We start from the raw sequence: 15929 nt of genomic DNA on the forward strand, positions 1-15929 counted from the left end.
GACATGCCTTCGCTTACAGATATTTTCTCCATAATTCGTTAGAAAATTTATCGGCGGGGTCCACCATGCTCTTTACGGACCGAAGCGCATCAGCTTCCGGATATGCCCGATGGAACTGTCGTTTTGTGGCGTGTAACTGGTAAGGAAGGTAGTACCGTCCCCCATTCGCCAACGCTAGCTCGATCAATGCACGAGTCCAGTGACCGACATCTTCTCTGGCCTTCAGATAAGTGCGCTGCTTGTAATAAATGACGAAGCAGAACACCTCTTCTTTTGCCCACGGAAGCAAGCTTACGGTATCAACCGGCGAATGCCTGATTGAGACATTCAGCGCCTCAACGTTTTGTTGCTGCAGAATCTTCGCCATTCCCTTGGCGAAAGCGACAAAATGGCGAGTCGGGATGAAATATTCCTGTAACGCGTAAGTGCTCATCATTCGGGTGCGGGGTTCCAGTTCAGCGGTATCGCGGCTGGCCTCATGGTTGAGCCACTTTACGACAGGCTTACTCAGAACACGGGGACGAATGACTTGCGCCTGTAATGTTTCTCCCCCAGGTAATTCCGTCACAGCCCAAAGGACGTTTTGCTCGATAGGGTAGGAAAGGCCGCCTGGAATAAGTCGTTGTGTCTCTGTAAGCGGCTTGTCTGTGCTTTTCCAGGTGACGGAAACGGGTGCGTTAAACGCCGGTGGTAAAAGATCTGCGTTGTGCAGAATATGCCTGGGATCCGACTCAATCCGGGACTTGAAAAAATCCACGTACTGTTCCAGTGGCACCGACTGTATGATCCGCTCGATTGGGACATTGCGGCTGAGTTCCAGCTCTACCTCGGTAATGACTCCGACAGCGCCATAGCCGCCGATAGCAGCCCTGAATAGAGATCGGTTGTGATTCAGGCCGGCTTCAACAACTTTGCCGTCCGCCAGAACCATCTGAAGTGCCCTGACTGAATTGCAGATCGGTCCGTGCCCGACATAACGGCCATGGGCATTCACGGATACAGACCCGCCAACGGTAAAGTTGGAATAGCTTTGCATCGTTTTTACCGCGAGGTGATGCATGTCAATAATTTCTTGCAGTTCACGCCAGCGCATGCCCGCCTGTACTCTGACGGTTCGTTCTTCGGGCCTGAACCAGACCAGGCGATTCATCTTCCGCATATCGAGATGCAACCCGGCCTGCACCGCAACCTGACCACCCATACTGTAGCGACCGCCACCTAACGCTATCTTTCCTGGCCATTTGCCTATCAGCTCCGATACTTCCGCCGCAGACGAAGCTTGCTCGACCTTGGCAACAATGACGGAATACAGTCCTGTCACATTCGATACCACGATATCCGCTGCGCAGACCGAACGGGCCATGCCAACAGAACTCAAGCCGATTGTGCCAAGGGTATAGACAAGAAAGCTACGTCGAGGAAGAGGCGCGGGGTGCGCTTTAGGCGTCTCGTGGGTCATTGAAGTCTCCTGCTTGATTGGAGTCCCACTGTAGGAGAGGTCAAGTCGTTAAACCATACGCATCCCTAAAGTATTAAAAGTTAATATCTACGGTGTTAGTCAGCTTACCTTCGCTGAAGGCCAGCATCTCGGGTGCTTTGGCGGCAATTTGCTGGCAAGATGTCGAAATGCAGAACATCTTCACGAAGTCCCAGTTTTGTGTAGAGCGCAATCGCCGGATCGTCGCCATAGTCAGCCTGAACGAAGATCATCCAGATACCGCGCTCAGCAGCCTGCACCTTCAGTTCTTCTATCATGGCCGTGGCGATGCCTTGCCGGCGGTAAGGCTCGCTAACGGCGAGATCGTAGATGTACAGCTCCGATCGGGCTTGCTCGAACTTGGGCAAGACATAGGCGGCAAGGCCACCAACCACTTCTGGTCCTGCAAAGGCTGCTACGGCAAGAAAAGTCCTGCTTCCAAGCAGGTCATGCAGGTACGCGTCGTCAGGCTGCCTGTCGGTATAGGTTGAAAGGTCTCCAAACGCTTCCCCGAACATTTTCATCATTGCGCGTATGGAGGAAATGTCTGCTTCTCCAAGCAATCGAACATGGATGTTTTCCTGCATATTGCTTCCTTTCGTTTGGCATGAACCCACTCGCGCTTTTCAAATAGTGTAGAAAAACCAGACCCTTAAGCCAATTCCAGTCAGCCTGACTCTGAATATTCCACCGGATTACCGCGGTCAGCAACATGGCAAGTCAGAAAATGATTCACCGCGTAAAATTGCGGAATGCCATCCACTTCCCCGCCTTCTATCTCCGGCCTTGACCGCAAGGCCTTCCTGATTGGTCTCACCATCGCCATCGCCGGCGCCATTCTGTTCTCCGCCAAAGCCATCGTCGCCAAGCTGCTGTATCGCTACCACATCGATGCGGTGACGCTGATCGCTTTTCGCATGATGTTTTCCGTGCCTTTCTTTGCCGCGGTGGCGATCTGGAAAGCCCATACCGAACCCGCGCTGACAAAGCGCGAACTGGCGAAGATCACGGTGATGGGCCTGCTCGGCTACTACTTGTCGAGCTTTCTTGATTTTCTCGGGCTGGAACATATTTCGGCCGGCCTTGAGCGTCTGATCCTCTTCCTGACGCCGTCGTTCGTCCTGCTGCTGTCGGTACTTTTCCTGAAAAGAAGCATTACGAAACTCGAATGGATTGCGCTCGGTACTGCCTATGCAGGTACCGTGTTGGTATTCCTGCATGATGTGCGTCTCGGCGGTGCCAACGTGCTGCTGGGCGGCGCATTCGTGCTTGGCAGCGCAATCACCTACGCCGTCTACCTGCTGATGTCCGGCGAGATGGTGCGCAAGGTCGGCTCGATACGGCTGGTCGCCTATGCAATGTGCGTCTCCAGTGTTGCTTGTATCCTGCAATTCTTTTTGTTGCGGCCTGTTTCGCTGCTGGTTCAGCCAGTGCAGGTCTACGGTTTGTCATTGCTTAACGCCGTGTTCTGCACCGTACTCCCGGTATTCATGACCATGGCGGCGGTCGCGCGCATCGGCGCACCGACGACTTCGCAAGCCGGTATGATCGGACCGGTATCCACGCTCTTCCTTGGTGCCCTCATCCTGGCAGAGCCGATTACCGGAATACAACTTGCAGGAACCGCGCTGGTCCTGGCCGGCATTTATTTATTGTCAAAAAAACGGGTATAACGCATTACAGACGTTACCGACGGTACACAGAGGAGAAGTCATGGATTTTGGAATTGCTGGTAAACACGCGCTGGTCTGCGGCGCAAGCAAGGGACTCGGCCGGGGCTGCGCGGAAGCGCTTGCCGGAGAAGGGGTGCACGTTACGCTGGTCGCCCGCACCCAGGATGCGCTCGAAGCAACCGCGGCGGAAATTCGTCAGAAGACAGGCGTCACGGTCAATGCCGTGGCCTGCGACATCACCACGCCCGAGGGGCGCGACAAAGCGCTCGCTGCCTGCCCGCAAGTGGATATCCTGATTACCAATGCGGGTGGCCCGCCGCCGGGCGACTTCCGTAAATTCAATCGCGACGACTGGATTGCCGCCCTCGATGCCAACATGCTGACCCCGATCGAACTGATCAAGGCCACGGTGGACGGCATGATAGAACGCGGGTTCGGCCGCATCGTCAACATTACCTCGAGCGCGGTCAAGGCACCGATCGATATCCTCGGCCTGTCGAACGGTGCGCGTTCCGGCCTGACCGGTTTTGTCGCCGGCATTGCACGCAAGACGGTCAGCCATAACGTCACGATCAACAACCTGTTGCCCGGCCAGTTCGATACGGACCGGCTGAAGAAAACCCTGGGGGCTGCGGCAGCCGCTACCGGCAAAACTCTGGAGGAAGTCCTGGAAGCACGCAGCCAGCAGATTCCCGCACATCGCTTCGGCAACCCGGCCGAATTCGGCGCGGTCTGTGCATTCCTGTGCAGCATGCATGCCGGCTACATGACCGGCCAGAATGTATTGCTCGACGGCGGCAACTATCCCGGTACGTTTTAAGTTTGAAAAAGTAGTTTGCGCAGGCAACCCGTTCGCCGGGACAGGTGTCGAACGACATTCCGGGCGAATGCAAGCCGCAAGCCGGCCTATGCGCGGCGCGTTCATTTCTCCGCAACCAGTTTTTGACACGATGAGGCAGCAGTGAAAAAACGTATCGCGCTGATTGCGCACGACAAGAAAAAGGATGACATGGTCGAGTTGGCATCGGAATTTGCCGATCTTCTGCGGCAATGCATCCTGGTAGCCACCGGCACGACCGGCAAACGATTGCATGACGACGTCGGCTTGACGGTCGAGCGCAAGCTTTCCGGACCATTCGGCGGCGACATGCAGATCGGTGCCGAGCTGGTGGAGGGCAAGATCGATTGCGTCATCTTTTTGCGCGATCCCATGACCCCGCAGCCGCATGAGCCGGACATCAATGCATTGATCCGGGCCTGCGACGTGCACAATGTTCCCTGCGCAACCAATGTCACTTCTGCGAAAATGTTGCTATCGCAGATTGTTCCTCATCATCACCATCACAACTGAATAACCTAAAAGGAGCAGGAAATGGTCAAGGCTATCCGCATCAATTCCGTCGGCGGACCGGAAGTCATGGAATACGTGGACGTTGAACTCGGTAATCCCGGGCCAGGCGAGGCGCTGGTCCGCCAGCATGCCTGTGGCCTGAACTATATCGACGTCTATTTCCGCACCGGCGCTTATCCGCAGCCACTGCCCGCCGGTCTGGGCATGGAAGGTGCCGGTGTGGTGGAAGCCGTCGGCCAAGGCGTCACCCACATCAAGCCCGGTGATCGTGTTGCCTACGCCGGACGTCCGACCGGCGCCTATGCCGAAGCGCGCATCATGCCCGCGGCCATCCTGGTCAAGCTGCCGGAGTCGATCAGTTTCGAGACCGGCGCCGCGATGATGCTGCAGGGCCTGACCGTGCAATACCTGTTCCGTCGCACCTTCCCGCTGCGTGGCGGCGAAACCATCCTGTTCCATGCAGCCGCCGGCGGCGTTGGCCTGATCGCCTGCCAATGGGCACGCGCGATCGGCGTCAACATGATTGGCACCGTCGGGTCCGACGAAAAAGCTGCGCTTGCCAAAGCGCACGGCTGTACGCACACCATTAACTACAACACGGAAAACTTTGTCGAGCGCGTCAAGGAAATTACCGAAGGCAAGGGCGTGCCGGTCGTGTACGACTCGATCGGCAAGGATACATTCATCGGTTCGCTGGACTGCCTGTCTCCGCTGGGCATGATGGTCAGCTTCGGCAGTGCGTCCGGCCCGGTACCGCCGTTCGGACTGAATGAACTGGCCTCGCGCGGTTCGTTGTTCGTCACGCGCCCGACCCTGTTCACTTACGCGGCCAAGCGCAACGACCTGGAAGACATGGCAGCCGATCTGTTCAGCATGATCGAAAGCCGGAAGATCAAAATCGACATCAATCAGCGCTATGCGCTCAAGGATGTCGCCCAGGCCCATCGTGATCTCGAAGCGCGCAAGACGACGGGATCGACCATCCTGGTACCGTGATGAACAAGGAACCGCACAATAACCCGATGGAGCATCCCGCCGAGCAGCCAACCGGCACCGATGGCACGCCAAAATTTGGCAAGTTGCTGCTGGTGCTGATCGGTGCGGTCCTGCTGATCGTTGCCATCACGCTGGCATCCGAAGCCTTGTATTCCTGAACGGGAGGGTGCAGGCCTTGTATTGCCGATACCGCCGATCATGAGCGAGCAATCAACCGGACGCGGTCCGGTGCAAGCCGGCGCCGAGCGCGTCGCCTTGCTGCACGCGCTGGCGTTCAACGCGTTGCGGCTTGCCTCGGTGCAGCTGGATGGTTTCACAACACGGTTGCATGAGGCCTTGGCCGCCCAGATGCAGCTACCCGAACTGCAGGCAGATGAAGTCGATGCCTGTCGTGCCGCGCTTGCGCGACTGCGCGACCAACCGGCCCTGTTCAGTAAATTTGTCGCCGAAAATCTTCAGGAAAAATTGCTCCAGGCGGCCGACTCGACCGCCGAGCACGGCGTGGCGCCCATCGAAAGCGGTGCCATGGATCTGTCTCTCCTTAGCTTCGATGCGATGGAAGCCAGGGTATTGCTCGACAACCTCAGCCAGGTACTCGATGCCGCGCATCAGGACACGCTGACCTCGCTCAGTCTGCGCATTGCCCACTGCGTGGGTTCGGATGCGATCGGCATCGCGCAGAATCCGTTTCGTTCGGAAACCTTTCTGCAGGCGGTATCGGCGGCATGGCGCAAGTTCCATCCCGGCGACATTGCCCACAGGCTGGCGATGCAGCAGATGCGGCCGGATGTTTTCCTGCGGCTGGAGCCGGTCTGGCAAACGCTGAATCGCGAACTGATAGCGCGCCATATCCTGCCCGATCTCGAAGCCACCTATCGTCCACGCATTGTCGACACGGATCTGTCCGCGCCATCGCTCGAACATCGCCTGCGAACCTGGCTTGCGCCGGAAGGTACGCTCAACGTCATTGCAGCGCGCGTGGTGTCGCTGCTCGACAGCATGTCGAGCCATCTGATCACCAATACCATCATTCCCGGGCGCGTGCGCACCTTGCTGCTGCGTCTGCAAGAGCCGCTCACCCAGCTCGCTCTGGCTGACGCCAATTTCCTGTTCAGCGATGCACATCCCGCGCGTCGTCTCCTGTATGAAATGATCAACACCGGCATCGGCTGCGACGATGCATCCGGCGCCGACGATCCACTGTATCAGGCACTTGTACGTACCGTGGAACGGCTTGACGACGTACTCGACGGGTTAGCGCCGGAGTTCGTCCCGCCCACTTCGGTATTCGATACCCTGATGCGTGACCTGCAGGCGAGTGCTGCCCAGCTTTATCTGCCGCTGGAGTCCCAGCTTGCAACCCGGCGTGAACAGGCATTGCGCGAGGAAGAGCAAGCGCATGCACAGACACTCGCCGAGGCAGACGTGCTGGCACGCATCGAAACAGGTGAAGTGCCAGGTTTTCTGGAAGAGTTTTTGCTCGCGCAATGGACCCGGGTGCTGGCGTTTGGCCACAGCGTACGTAGTGCCAAACCAGACGTGCTGCCAAGTGTCACCAAGGCAATGGACGACCTGATCTGGAGCGTGCAGCCTAAAGGTAGTCCCGAGGACCGCAAAGAATTGCTCGCCCACTTGCCCGGCATGCTATCCATGCTGAATGCCTGGCTCAATGTGGTGAAGTGGCACGGACCCGAGCGCGAGCAACTCCTCAGCCAATTGGCCGAACGCCAGGCGGCGGCAATGCGCGCCCCTGCCGCACCTTCACCACGGCAACAGCTGGAACTGACGATGAACACCGTACAGCGCGCCAGCGAGCACCAACTGACACGTCGTGCCCGCGCACAACAGCAGGCGGCGCTGGCCGGTTTTGCGCCGGTGATCGACGACCTCAAGCCGGGAAGCTGGATGGAGTTTGTGCGCAATAACGGGACGCGGGTAAATTGCCGGCTGTTATGGGCCAGTCCGGCACGTGGACGCTTCATTTTTGTGTCGCCGTCAACGCAGGTGCTGTTCACACTCAGCGACGAGGCGCTTGCGCAAGCCTTGCACGCCAACCGCGCCAATGCCATCGCGAGTGACTCGGTTATCGGAAAGGCGCTGGATGCCGCGTTGCAGGAATTAGGCGTGCCATAGGGAAGCCACATCTATGTAGCAGGCTTACCTGGCAACACAGCAGCCCGGTAAGCAGAACCGTTGCAACAACTTATTTTTGCTGCTTTGCGACTTCAAGTTCGATCCGGCGCGGCACGCCGCTCTTGCCAGGAAAATCGACGAATGCGCTGCGCACCATATAGGGCATGATCGCCGCCAGTGATCGGTTGGTGCCTTCGCTGACGACAGTCGTTTCATAGAGCTTTTTGCCATCGGCCATGCGCGCCAGTATGATCTTCAGCTGTCGTGTAAACAACTGGTATTGCGAGACCCTTTGCTCCACGACAGGAGGTCCATACCAGAATGGATCATAGAATGGATCATAGAAAGGTCCGTAGTAGCCACGCCAGGCAGGCCCATACCAGTAAGGGTTAACCACGACCGGATAGACCTCGCGCACATCGCGGCCCGTGATGCTGTAGCTTAGTGCAGCCTTCAGTGCGGGCGTGGTGGAAGCGGGCGCTTCCGTAAAACCAAGCCGGTTCAGTTCGGCACGCACCAGGTCTTCATAGCTGCGGTATTCGAGGCTGTCGTTCTGGTCCTTGGTCCGTTCGAAGACATACGATTTGTCCGGCAGGGTATCGGGCCATTCGTGAAACGCCGTCACGTCGCTTCTGATGGTGCTGGTCGCGCAACCGCCCAGCAGCAAGGTCGTTATCGCCATCATGCCGGCGACCAGCCATCGTTTCATAACTTCTCTCCGGTTTTGCAATGTCTCTTTATAGAAACTGAGAATGTAAAAGCGCGTTAAAAATTCCGCAAATTTTTGTAATTCTGTAAACCTGGGTAGCGCTGACCGACCACGTTGAGGACGTCATTGCAAATCCAAAGGACGTCACAACAAATCGCATGACATCCAATATGCTGCAGACCGGCCCCTTCCCCCTTGGCAGGGGCGCCCGGCGAGGAGGAAGGTTGGGATGGAGGTTGAGTGCCCACATCGGCTCAACAGCCGATACAAGCAAAAAATTTTTCACTTTCCCGGCAGCGTTCACCAGCAAACCCCATCTGGCAAGCACATCCCCCAATAACCCTATCGTGGATTCTCGAAAAAGATGTAATTCGCCCCGAAATCGCTGATCTCGAAATACACTTTTTTCTCGCCCGGGTCAGCAACCATGTTCTGGTTTTCATCGAGCACGCCATAGCCAAACCGGTACGAACGTGGCTGCCCGTCATTGGTCCCGGACGCAGTGGTCATCTTGTCGATCTTGATAAAGCGGCGCATCAGTTTATCGCCCGCATAAAACTCCAGGACACCGTTGGTACCGGTCCAGTTCTGGACCGAGCGGCTGATCTGGTTCTGCTGTTCCTGTGTGCAGCCGGCAAGTAGTGCAGAAATGGCAACTACGAAAAGCGCAAAGGATGATTTCATCAGGATAGGCTCCCGCCGTGTTGGTTGGTAAAATGGCTATTTGCGTCATTATCTCGCGAAACCAATCCAACTATGCGTACCGACACCGCCCAAACGATTTATCGCAAGGATTACACGCCGCCGACCTACTGGGTCGATACCGTTGAAATGGGGTTTGACCTCGATCCGGATCTCACGCGCGTCGCCACTCGGCTGACCATGCGCCGCAATACCGAAAGCCGCAACAAGAGCCTTGTCTTGTACGGTGATAGCCTGGAACTCGTGCAGCTGCGCATGAACGGCAAAGAAGTCGCCAAGCGCGGTTATGCGCTGGGAAACGGTATTCTCGAGATCTTCAACGCGCCTGACAGCGTCACGCTGGAAATCGAAACCGCCATCCATCCGAACCAGAACACCTCGCTGATGGGCCTGTACACGTCCAACGGCAACTTTTTCACCCAGTGTGAAGCAGAAGGTTTCCGCAAGATTACTTTCTTCCCCGATCGCCCCGACGTGATGGCGAAATACAAGGTGATGCTGCGTGCCGACAAGCAACGTTATCCCGTATTGCTGTCCAATGGCAACCTCATCGAGGAAGGCGTTTTGGGCGATGGCCGTCATTACGCGGTATGGGAAGATCCGTTCAAGAAGCCGTCTTATCTGTTCGCGCTGGTCGCCGGTCAACTGGTCTGCCAGGAAGAAACCTACATGCTGCAATCGGGACGTGAAGTCCTGCTGCAGGTATGGGTGGAGGAGGGCAACCTCGACAAGACCCAGCATGCAATGGACTCGCTGAAAAACAGCATCCGTTGGGACGTTGAACGCTTCGGCCTTGAACTCGACCTTGACCGCTTCATGATCGTTGCGGTTGGCGACTTCAACATGGGGGCGATGGAAAACAAGGGCCTCAACATCTTCAACACCAAGTACGTGCTGGCCAACCCGCGCATTGCTACCGATGCCGATTACGCCGGCATCGAATCCGTGGTCGGCCATGAATATTTTCACAACTGGACCGGCAACCGCGTCACCTGCCGCGACTGGTTCCAGCTCTCGCTCAAGGAAGGCCTCACCGTTTTCCGTGACCAGGAATTCTCCGCTGACCTGATCGGTAGCGAAAGCGGCCGCGCGGTCAAGCGCATCGAGGACGTGCGCGTATTGCGCCAGGCGCAATTTCCGGAAGACGCCGGCCCGATGGCGCATCCGGTGCGCCCCGATTCCTATGTCGAAATCAACAACTTCTACACCGTCACGATTTACGAGAAGGGTTCGGAAGTCGTGCGCATGTACCAGACCCTGCTCGGACGCGACGGCTTCCGCAAGGGCATGGACCTGTATTTCCAACGGCATGACGGACAGGCGGTCACCTGCGACGATTTCCGTGCCGCAATGGCCGATGCCAATAGCCGTGACCTGAGCCAGTTCGAACTCTGGTACAGCCAGGCCGGCACGCCGCGCGTCAAGGCGGAAACGCAATACGACCGCGATGCAAAGACCTACTCCATCACGCTGACGCAATCCTGCCCACCGACGCCAGGACAAAGCAAGAAGCTGCCTTTCCATATTCCGGTTGCAGTCGGTCTGCTCGACAGGAGCGGCCGCGACATGCCACTGGCATTGCAGGGCGGATCGCAGGACAATCAGGCAGGCAACAATGGCGCGGCGCCGACCACCATGGTGCTGGAACTCACGCAGGCGAACGAGACCTTCGTCTTCACCAACGTCAGCGAACAGCCGGTGCCGTCGATCCTGCGCAATTTCTCCGCGCCGGTCATCCTGGAGTATGACTACAGCGACGCCGATCTCGCCTTCCTGATGGCCAATGACAGTGATGCCTTCAATCGCTGGGAAGCCGGTCAACGGCTCGCGATGCGCCGCATGCTCGCGTTGTCGCAGTCGGTGCAGGATGGCATTCCCTTGAACGACACCGCGCGGAACGATACGGCATTGCAGAGGGCTTTCCGTGCAACGCTGACCGATACCAACCTCGATCCCGCCTTCTGTGAACTGGCGCTGACGCTGCCATCGGAAACCGTAGTCGCCGAGCAGATGGATGTGATCGACCCGCACGCCATCCATGCGGTGCGCATTTTCCTGCGCCGCTCACTCGCGTCCGCGCTGAAGGTTGACTGGCTGGTCGCCTATCAGGACAACCGCACACCCGGCACCTACAGTCCCGACCCCATCTCTGCCGGCAAGCGTGGTCTCAAGAACCTCGCCCTATCCTACGTGATGGAAGTCGACGATGTCGATGCTCACCGGCTCGCGCAAAACCAGTACGACAATGCCAACAACATGACCGATCGCATTGCCGCGCTATCCGCAATGGTCAACAGCACTGCACCGGGCAGGGACGCGGCACTTGCCAGCTTCTATGAAGACTTCAAGCAGGAAGCGCTGGTCATCGACAAGTGGTTCTCGCTGCAGGCCATGGCGCGCCATACCGATGTGGCGACCGTACGCGAACTGATGAAACACCCGGCCTTTTCCATCAAGAATCCAAACCGCGCACGCAGCCTGATCTTCAGCTTCTGCAATGGCAATCCGTCGCAATTCCATGCGGTCGATGGCAGCGGCTATGAATTCTGGGCCGACCAGGTGATTGCACTCAATGCGATCAATCCGCAAGTTGCCGCACGCCTTGCGCGCACGATGGATCGCTGGCGGAAATACACGCCTACCTTGCAGGAAAAAATGCGCGCAGCGCTCAAGCGCGTAGCGGCCACCAAGTCCCTGTCGAAAGACGTGCTTGAAGTGGTCACCAAGTCGCTTGCCGATTAAGGACAATACGCAATACAACAAGCAACACAACAAGCAACGCAAAAACACAGAGTCCTCAAGACACCGAAAGGCCGCCGCGGTAACAGTCCACAACGAAGACAGGTACCGCAGGCGGGCCACGGAAAGAGGCCATCACATAACGCCGCAATTCCTAACATTATTACTACTGGAACGCCTATGAAACGAGTAAGCCTCACGCAATACCTGGTCGAGGAGCAGCGCCTCCATAACAGCATCCCCGCCGAACTGCGCCTGCTGATCGAAGTCGTCGCCCGCGCCTGCAAGACCATCAGTCATGCGGTCAGCAAGGGTGCGCTCGGCGAAGTCCTCGGCAGCGCAGGTAGCGAAAACGTCCAGGGCGAAGTGCAGAAAAAGCTCGACGTCCTGTCCAATGAAATCCTGCTCGAAGCCAACGAGTGGGGCGGCCACCTCGCGGCGATGGCATCGGAAGAAATGGAAACCATCCACCCGATTCCCAATCGCTATCCCAAGGGCGAATACATGCTGCTGTTCGATCCGCTCGACGGCTCCAGCAACATCGACGTCAACGTCTCGATCGGTACCATCTTCTCGGTGCTGAAGGCCCCCGAAGGCATGAAGGAGCCGACCGAAAAGGATTTCCTGCAACCGGGCAGCAAGCAGGTCGCCGCCGGCTACGCCGTCTACGGCCCACAGACCGTGCTCGTGCTGACCACCGGCGACGGCGTCAACTGCTTCACGCTCGACCGTGAAATGGGTTCCTGGGTACTCACCGAGCGCGACATGAAGGTTCCCGAGGAAACCAAGGAATACGCGATCAACGCCTCCAACGCCCGCCACTGGTACCCGCCCGTCAAGCGCTACATCGACGAACTGCAAGCCGGCGACACCGGTCCGCGCGGCAAGAACTTCAACATGCGCTGGATCGCCTCCATGGTGGCCGACGTACACCGCATCCTCAACCGTGGCGGCATCTTCATGTACCCGGCTGACGCGCGTGAACCGGACAAGCCAGGCAAGCTGCGCCTGATGTACGAAGCCAATCCCATGGCCTTCCTCATCGAGCAGGCCGGTGGCGCTGCGACTAACGGCAAGCAGCGCATTCTGGACATTCAGCCGGGCAAGCTGCATGAGCGGGTTGCGGTGTTTCTGGGGTCGAAGAGTGAAGTGGAACGCGTGACCAGTTATCACAACGAGTAAACGTGGTCTGGACGCCGTTAGCGGGAGATTGAAGGAAGGGTCTCTTGCTGGCGGTGAAAGGGTTGGCGGTCTGGTAATGCGGCAAATGTTTTTGCTAGAATACGCTTCATCGCTGATGTAGCTCAGTTGGTAGAGCAACTGATTCGTAATCAGTAGGTCGGACGTTCGATTCGTCTCATCAGCACCAAGGAAATCAAAGGCTTATGACTTTCTCTAGTCATGGGCCTTTTTCTTTTTCGGTCTACGTAGACAGTATGTAGACATGAAGATAAGCTACTACGCTACGCACTCTCTCCGGGCGGCATGAGAAGGGTAAATAGCGGAACTTCCAAGGCAAAGGCAATCCGCTCCATGTTGTCAATCGTCACATTTCTTCCTTGACGCTCTACTGAGCTTACATAGGTACGGTGTAAGCCCGCCAATTCTGCAAGCTTTTCCTGCGAGATGCCTTGCTCTCTTCGGATGCGTTGCATATTCGCGGAGAACAGCGTACGTGCGTCTACATATTTCCCTTTGGGCTTCATACAGCCCGATCATCTTGCTTTGTAGACTATACGACTACAGACTAAACGTAACTGTTACGTATAATATTCATTGATTAAGAAATTACCGGATGTGGGTACGCTGGATCTAGTGCCTTCCTCAGACATAGAGCCATTCAGGGAGCGCGATGGAGTTTCAATTTCGATCTGTGGTGAGGTTTGTACAAAAGAATAAAGGAAACCTTGCGTCCGTTGGTGGAATGCTTGCTGTTACGGTCCTTTTTCACGAATGGGTTTTAGGCCTGCTTGCATTAACGGTGTTCTATTGGCTAGTTGTCATTGTCTTTGCAGTTGGTAGCGCATTTATGGGGCGACTCGGACGCGACCTATCGCACTGGTGGGATGCACTTCATGGGTATCCAAAGGCTAAAGCTCGCGCTGCACGATTTAGCAAAATGATGGACCACTTGAACTTACAAGATAAAAATAAAGAGCTTTAGCTGGCCTTGGTACTTACACAAGTACGCGCCTGCATACTTCGGCCCTGCTTCTTGGTGGGGGGAGGGGGGAAAATCTGAGCAGATGAATACTGAGTGAAGCAGCTTGATACGATTTTTGTAATTTTTTAATGTCCCATGCTATCTAGAGGCAGGTCAGCTTAATCAAACTTATGACTTCATACATCGCCGGTTTTATTTGGATTATCGCCTCTGTCGTAATATTCTTTTCGAGTTCGGCATTCTTTTGCCTCTCTCTTGTCGCAGTTATCCTTCTTTGGTTCACATATTCGTCGTTGCGACGCCAACCAAAGATATTCCTAGACGGTCTATCTCCAACAGCTCAAGAGTTATTTGACCGCTATAACCATGCTTGGTGCTATCCTGGGGTCACGAAAACTACAGCATTTATTCTTGGCCTTTGGCAGCTTCTTTGCATCCTAGGCGCTATAGTCATTGCACTTCGTGGAGATTACTGGAGTGCAGGCGGAGTCATAGTGTCGTTCTGCGTCCTCTCCTACATCGCAGGAGGTATTAATCCGCGAGTGTATATTGCTGGTCTCGCCCCTATATTCCCGGACCGTCGGTATTAGTTATTTAAGGACTGCCGCTCCCTGAACATCCTCGGCGGCAGATACTTCAATGCACTGTGTGGNTGGTCTCGCCCCTATATTCCCGGACCGTCGGTATTAGTTATTTAAGGACTGCCGCTCCCTGAACATCCTCGGCGGCAGATACTTCAATGCACTGTGTGGGTGCTTCGTATTGTAGTGCTCAAACCAATCGGCCAGCTGCTGCATCACAGCTTTAGCATCCGGTCGCAACGCAAGCTTGGCGTAGTCGCGTTTAATCGTTTTCACGAAGCTCTCAGCCATCCCGTTGCTCTGAGGGCTGTGAACAGGCGTCGTAACCGGTTTGAGACCCAGGGCACGAGCAAACGAGCGAGTCTCGGCAGCCGTGTAGCAGCTGCCGTTATCCGATAGCCACTCAATCTCTGTCGGCGCAATTTGGTTGGCGCCAAACCGATATTCGACCGCCTGCATCATCAAGTCTCCCACCAATCCGGCATCAATCCCCTTGGTCGTGGCCACCCAGCTCATCACCTCCCGGTCGCAGCAGTCCAAGGCGAACGCCACGCGAACCCGCTCCCCGTTGTCGCAACTGACCTCGAAGCCGTCCGTGCACCAGCGCGTATTGCTGGTGGCGACGGCGATTTGTCCGTCATGCTTGCGCGTCGATACCGGTCTTTGGCCATGGCGATACAGCAGCAGACCATGGTCGCGCATGACGCGATAGATGGTCTTGTGATTTGCACCGCAGTCATGCTGATGCCTCAGCACGCCCCAGACCCTGCGGTAGCCGTACGTTCCCAGCTCGTGAACGACCTGGCGGATGTCCTTCAGAAGCTGTGCATCGTCGGAGCGCTGGCGCGCCTTGCGACGGTCGCTCCAGTCTGTTGGACGATTCACGAGTGCCACCAGATGACTGCGCGCCACGCCTAGAGTTGAGCAAACCAGCCTCATTGCTCTTCCCCGGGCAACAGCGGCGAGCGCGCAATCCATTTTTTTGACTTGGCGAAGTCGACGGCTTCCTTGAGGATTTCGTTTTCCAGGGTCTTGCGTCCCAAAGCTGCTTCTAGTTGCTTGACGCGTCTGAGCGCCTCTTGTAGCTCCGAGGCCGGCACTACCGGCTCATTTGCCCCGACCGCCACGAGTGAACCCTCGGTGTAGGCCTTGCGCCATTGGAAAAGCTGGCTGGCAGTGATGCCTGCCTCCCTGGCTACCAGGGACACTGACATCCCTGGTTCCATCGTCCGTCTGACCCATTCCAGCTTCTGCTCCGGGGTCCAGCGTCTTCGCCGCTGGACCCCGGTAATCACTTCCACTTCCCGACTTCTTCCCGAAGGCATAGGCATATCCATAGCAGTATTCCTAGTTGCAATTTTAAGGAATACCGATGGTCCGGAGAATCAGGGGGCTACTTCAATT

15 protein-coding genes and 1 tRNA gene are annotated in these 15929 nt (G+C 56.5%); 10 read left to right on the forward strand and 6 right to left on the reverse strand.

Annotated elements, in window-relative coordinates:
- Window positions 1-13: 13 nt before the first annotated feature.
- Together ASE07_RS02310 and ASE07_RS02315 are read right to left on the reverse strand one after the other, a co-directional pair.
- Window positions 14-1459: an FAD-binding oxidoreductase gene (locus tag ASE07_RS02310; RefSeq protein WP_235548320.1), complete on the reverse strand. Its 1446-nt coding sequence runs from the start codon at window positions 1457-1459 to the stop codon at window positions 14-16.
- A 104-nt stretch (window positions 1460-1563) separates the two neighbouring features.
- Window positions 1564-2064: an AAC(3)-I family aminoglycoside N-acetyltransferase gene (locus ASE07_RS02315; RefSeq protein ID WP_082583903.1), complete on the reverse strand. Its 501-nt coding sequence runs from the start codon at window positions 2062-2064 to the stop codon at window positions 1564-1566.
- A 165-nt stretch (window positions 2065-2229) separates the two neighbouring features.
- On the opposite strand from ASE07_RS02315, the gene ASE07_RS02320 reads away from it, so the two are divergent.
- The 6 genes from ASE07_RS02320 to ASE07_RS02340 all read left to right on the forward strand — a co-directional run bounded on the left by ASE07_RS02320 (window position 2230) and on the right by ASE07_RS02340 (window position 7630).
- A complete protein-coding gene (locus ASE07_RS02320; RefSeq protein WP_057289186.1) occupies window positions 2230-3150 on the forward strand; it encodes a DMT family transporter in 921 nt (306 codons plus the stop codon).
- A gap of 40 nt (window positions 3151-3190) precedes the next feature.
- Window positions 3191-3970, forward strand: a complete 780-nt coding sequence (locus ASE07_RS02325; protein WP_057289187.1) for an SDR family oxidoreductase — start codon at window positions 3191-3193, stop codon at window positions 3968-3970.
- A 141-nt stretch (window positions 3971-4111) separates the two neighbouring features.
- Window positions 4112-4501: a methylglyoxal synthase gene (locus ASE07_RS02330; protein ID WP_057289188.1), complete on the forward strand. Its 390-nt coding sequence runs from the start codon at window positions 4112-4114 to the stop codon at window positions 4499-4501.
- A gap of 21 nt (window positions 4502-4522) precedes the next feature.
- Window positions 4523-5497, forward strand: coding sequence for a quinone oxidoreductase family protein (locus ASE07_RS02335; RefSeq protein ID WP_057289189.1), 975 nt, complete (start codon window positions 4523-4525; stop codon window positions 5495-5497).
- The gene (locus ASE07_RS29375; RefSeq protein ID WP_200960866.1) at window positions 5497-5655 is read left to right on the forward strand and encodes a hypothetical protein; all 159 of its coding nucleotides are present in this window, start codon (window positions 5497-5499) and stop codon (window positions 5653-5655) included. Before ASE07_RS02335 ends, ASE07_RS29375 begins: the two co-directional genes overlap by 1 nt.
- A 40-nt stretch (window positions 5656-5695) precedes the next feature.
- On the forward strand, window positions 5696-7630 hold the full coding sequence (locus ASE07_RS02340) for a DUF1631 family protein (protein ID WP_057289190.1): 1935 nt from the start codon (window positions 5696-5698) through the stop codon (window positions 7628-7630).
- Between the two features lie 70 nt (window positions 7631-7700).
- On the opposite strand, the gene ASE07_RS02345 is transcribed toward ASE07_RS02340, so the two are convergent.
- Both ASE07_RS02345 and ASE07_RS02350 read right to left on the reverse strand, forming a co-directional pair.
- On the reverse strand, window positions 7701-8339 hold the full coding sequence (locus ASE07_RS02345) for a DUF4136 domain-containing protein (protein ID WP_057289191.1): 639 nt from the start codon (window positions 8337-8339) through the stop codon (window positions 7701-7703).
- Window positions 8340-8681: 342 nt separating this feature from the next.
- The gene (locus ASE07_RS02350) at window positions 8682-9023 is read right to left on the reverse strand and encodes a hypothetical protein (protein ID WP_057289192.1); all 342 of its coding nucleotides are present in this window, start codon (window positions 9021-9023) and stop codon (window positions 8682-8684) included.
- Window positions 9024-9095: 72 nt separating this feature from the next.
- Between ASE07_RS02350 and pepN the strand changes: the two genes are divergently transcribed.
- From pepN to ASE07_RS02365, 3 genes are all read left to right on the forward strand, one after another.
- Entirely contained in the window at window positions 9096-11783 is a 2688-nt protein-coding gene (gene pepN, locus ASE07_RS02355; protein WP_057289193.1) for an aminopeptidase N, read from the forward strand.
- Between the two features lie 177 nt (window positions 11784-11960).
- Window positions 11961-12962 (forward strand): class 1 fructose-bisphosphatase, encoded by a 1002-nt coding sequence (locus ASE07_RS02360; RefSeq protein WP_057289194.1) that lies wholly within the window; start codon window positions 11961-11963, stop codon window positions 12960-12962.
- A 111-nt stretch (window positions 12963-13073) separates the two neighbouring features.
- Window positions 13074-13149: transfer RNA gene (locus ASE07_RS02365), tRNA-Thr, on the forward strand.
- A 94-nt stretch (window positions 13150-13243) separates the two neighbouring features.
- On the opposite strand, the gene ASE07_RS02370 is transcribed toward ASE07_RS02365, so the two are convergent.
- Window positions 13244-13486 (reverse strand): helix-turn-helix domain-containing protein, encoded by a 243-nt coding sequence (locus tag ASE07_RS02370; protein ID WP_057289195.1) that lies wholly within the window; start codon window positions 13484-13486, stop codon window positions 13244-13246.
- 146 nt (window positions 13487-13632) lie between these two features.
- On the opposite strand from ASE07_RS02370, the gene ASE07_RS02375 reads away from it, so the two are divergent.
- The gene (locus ASE07_RS02375; RefSeq protein WP_057289196.1) at window positions 13633-13944 is read left to right on the forward strand and encodes a hypothetical protein; all 312 of its coding nucleotides are present in this window, start codon (window positions 13633-13635) and stop codon (window positions 13942-13944) included.
- 686 nt (window positions 13945-14630) lie between these two features.
- On the opposite strand, the gene ASE07_RS02380 is transcribed toward ASE07_RS02375, so the two are convergent.
- A protein-coding gene (locus ASE07_RS02380; RefSeq protein ID WP_442946040.1) for an IS3 family transposase occupies window positions 14631-15862 on the reverse strand; the annotation gives its coding sequence in 2 pieces (ribosomal slippage) (window positions 14631-15502 and window positions 15502-15862; 1233 coding nt in all).
- Between the last annotated feature and the right edge of the window lie 67 nt (window positions 15863-15929).

Origin of the sequence: Noviherbaspirillum sp. Root189, assembly GCF_001428545.1 — a bacterium.
Classification (GTDB): Bacteria; Pseudomonadota; Gammaproteobacteria; order Burkholderiales; family Burkholderiaceae_D; genus Noviherbaspirillum.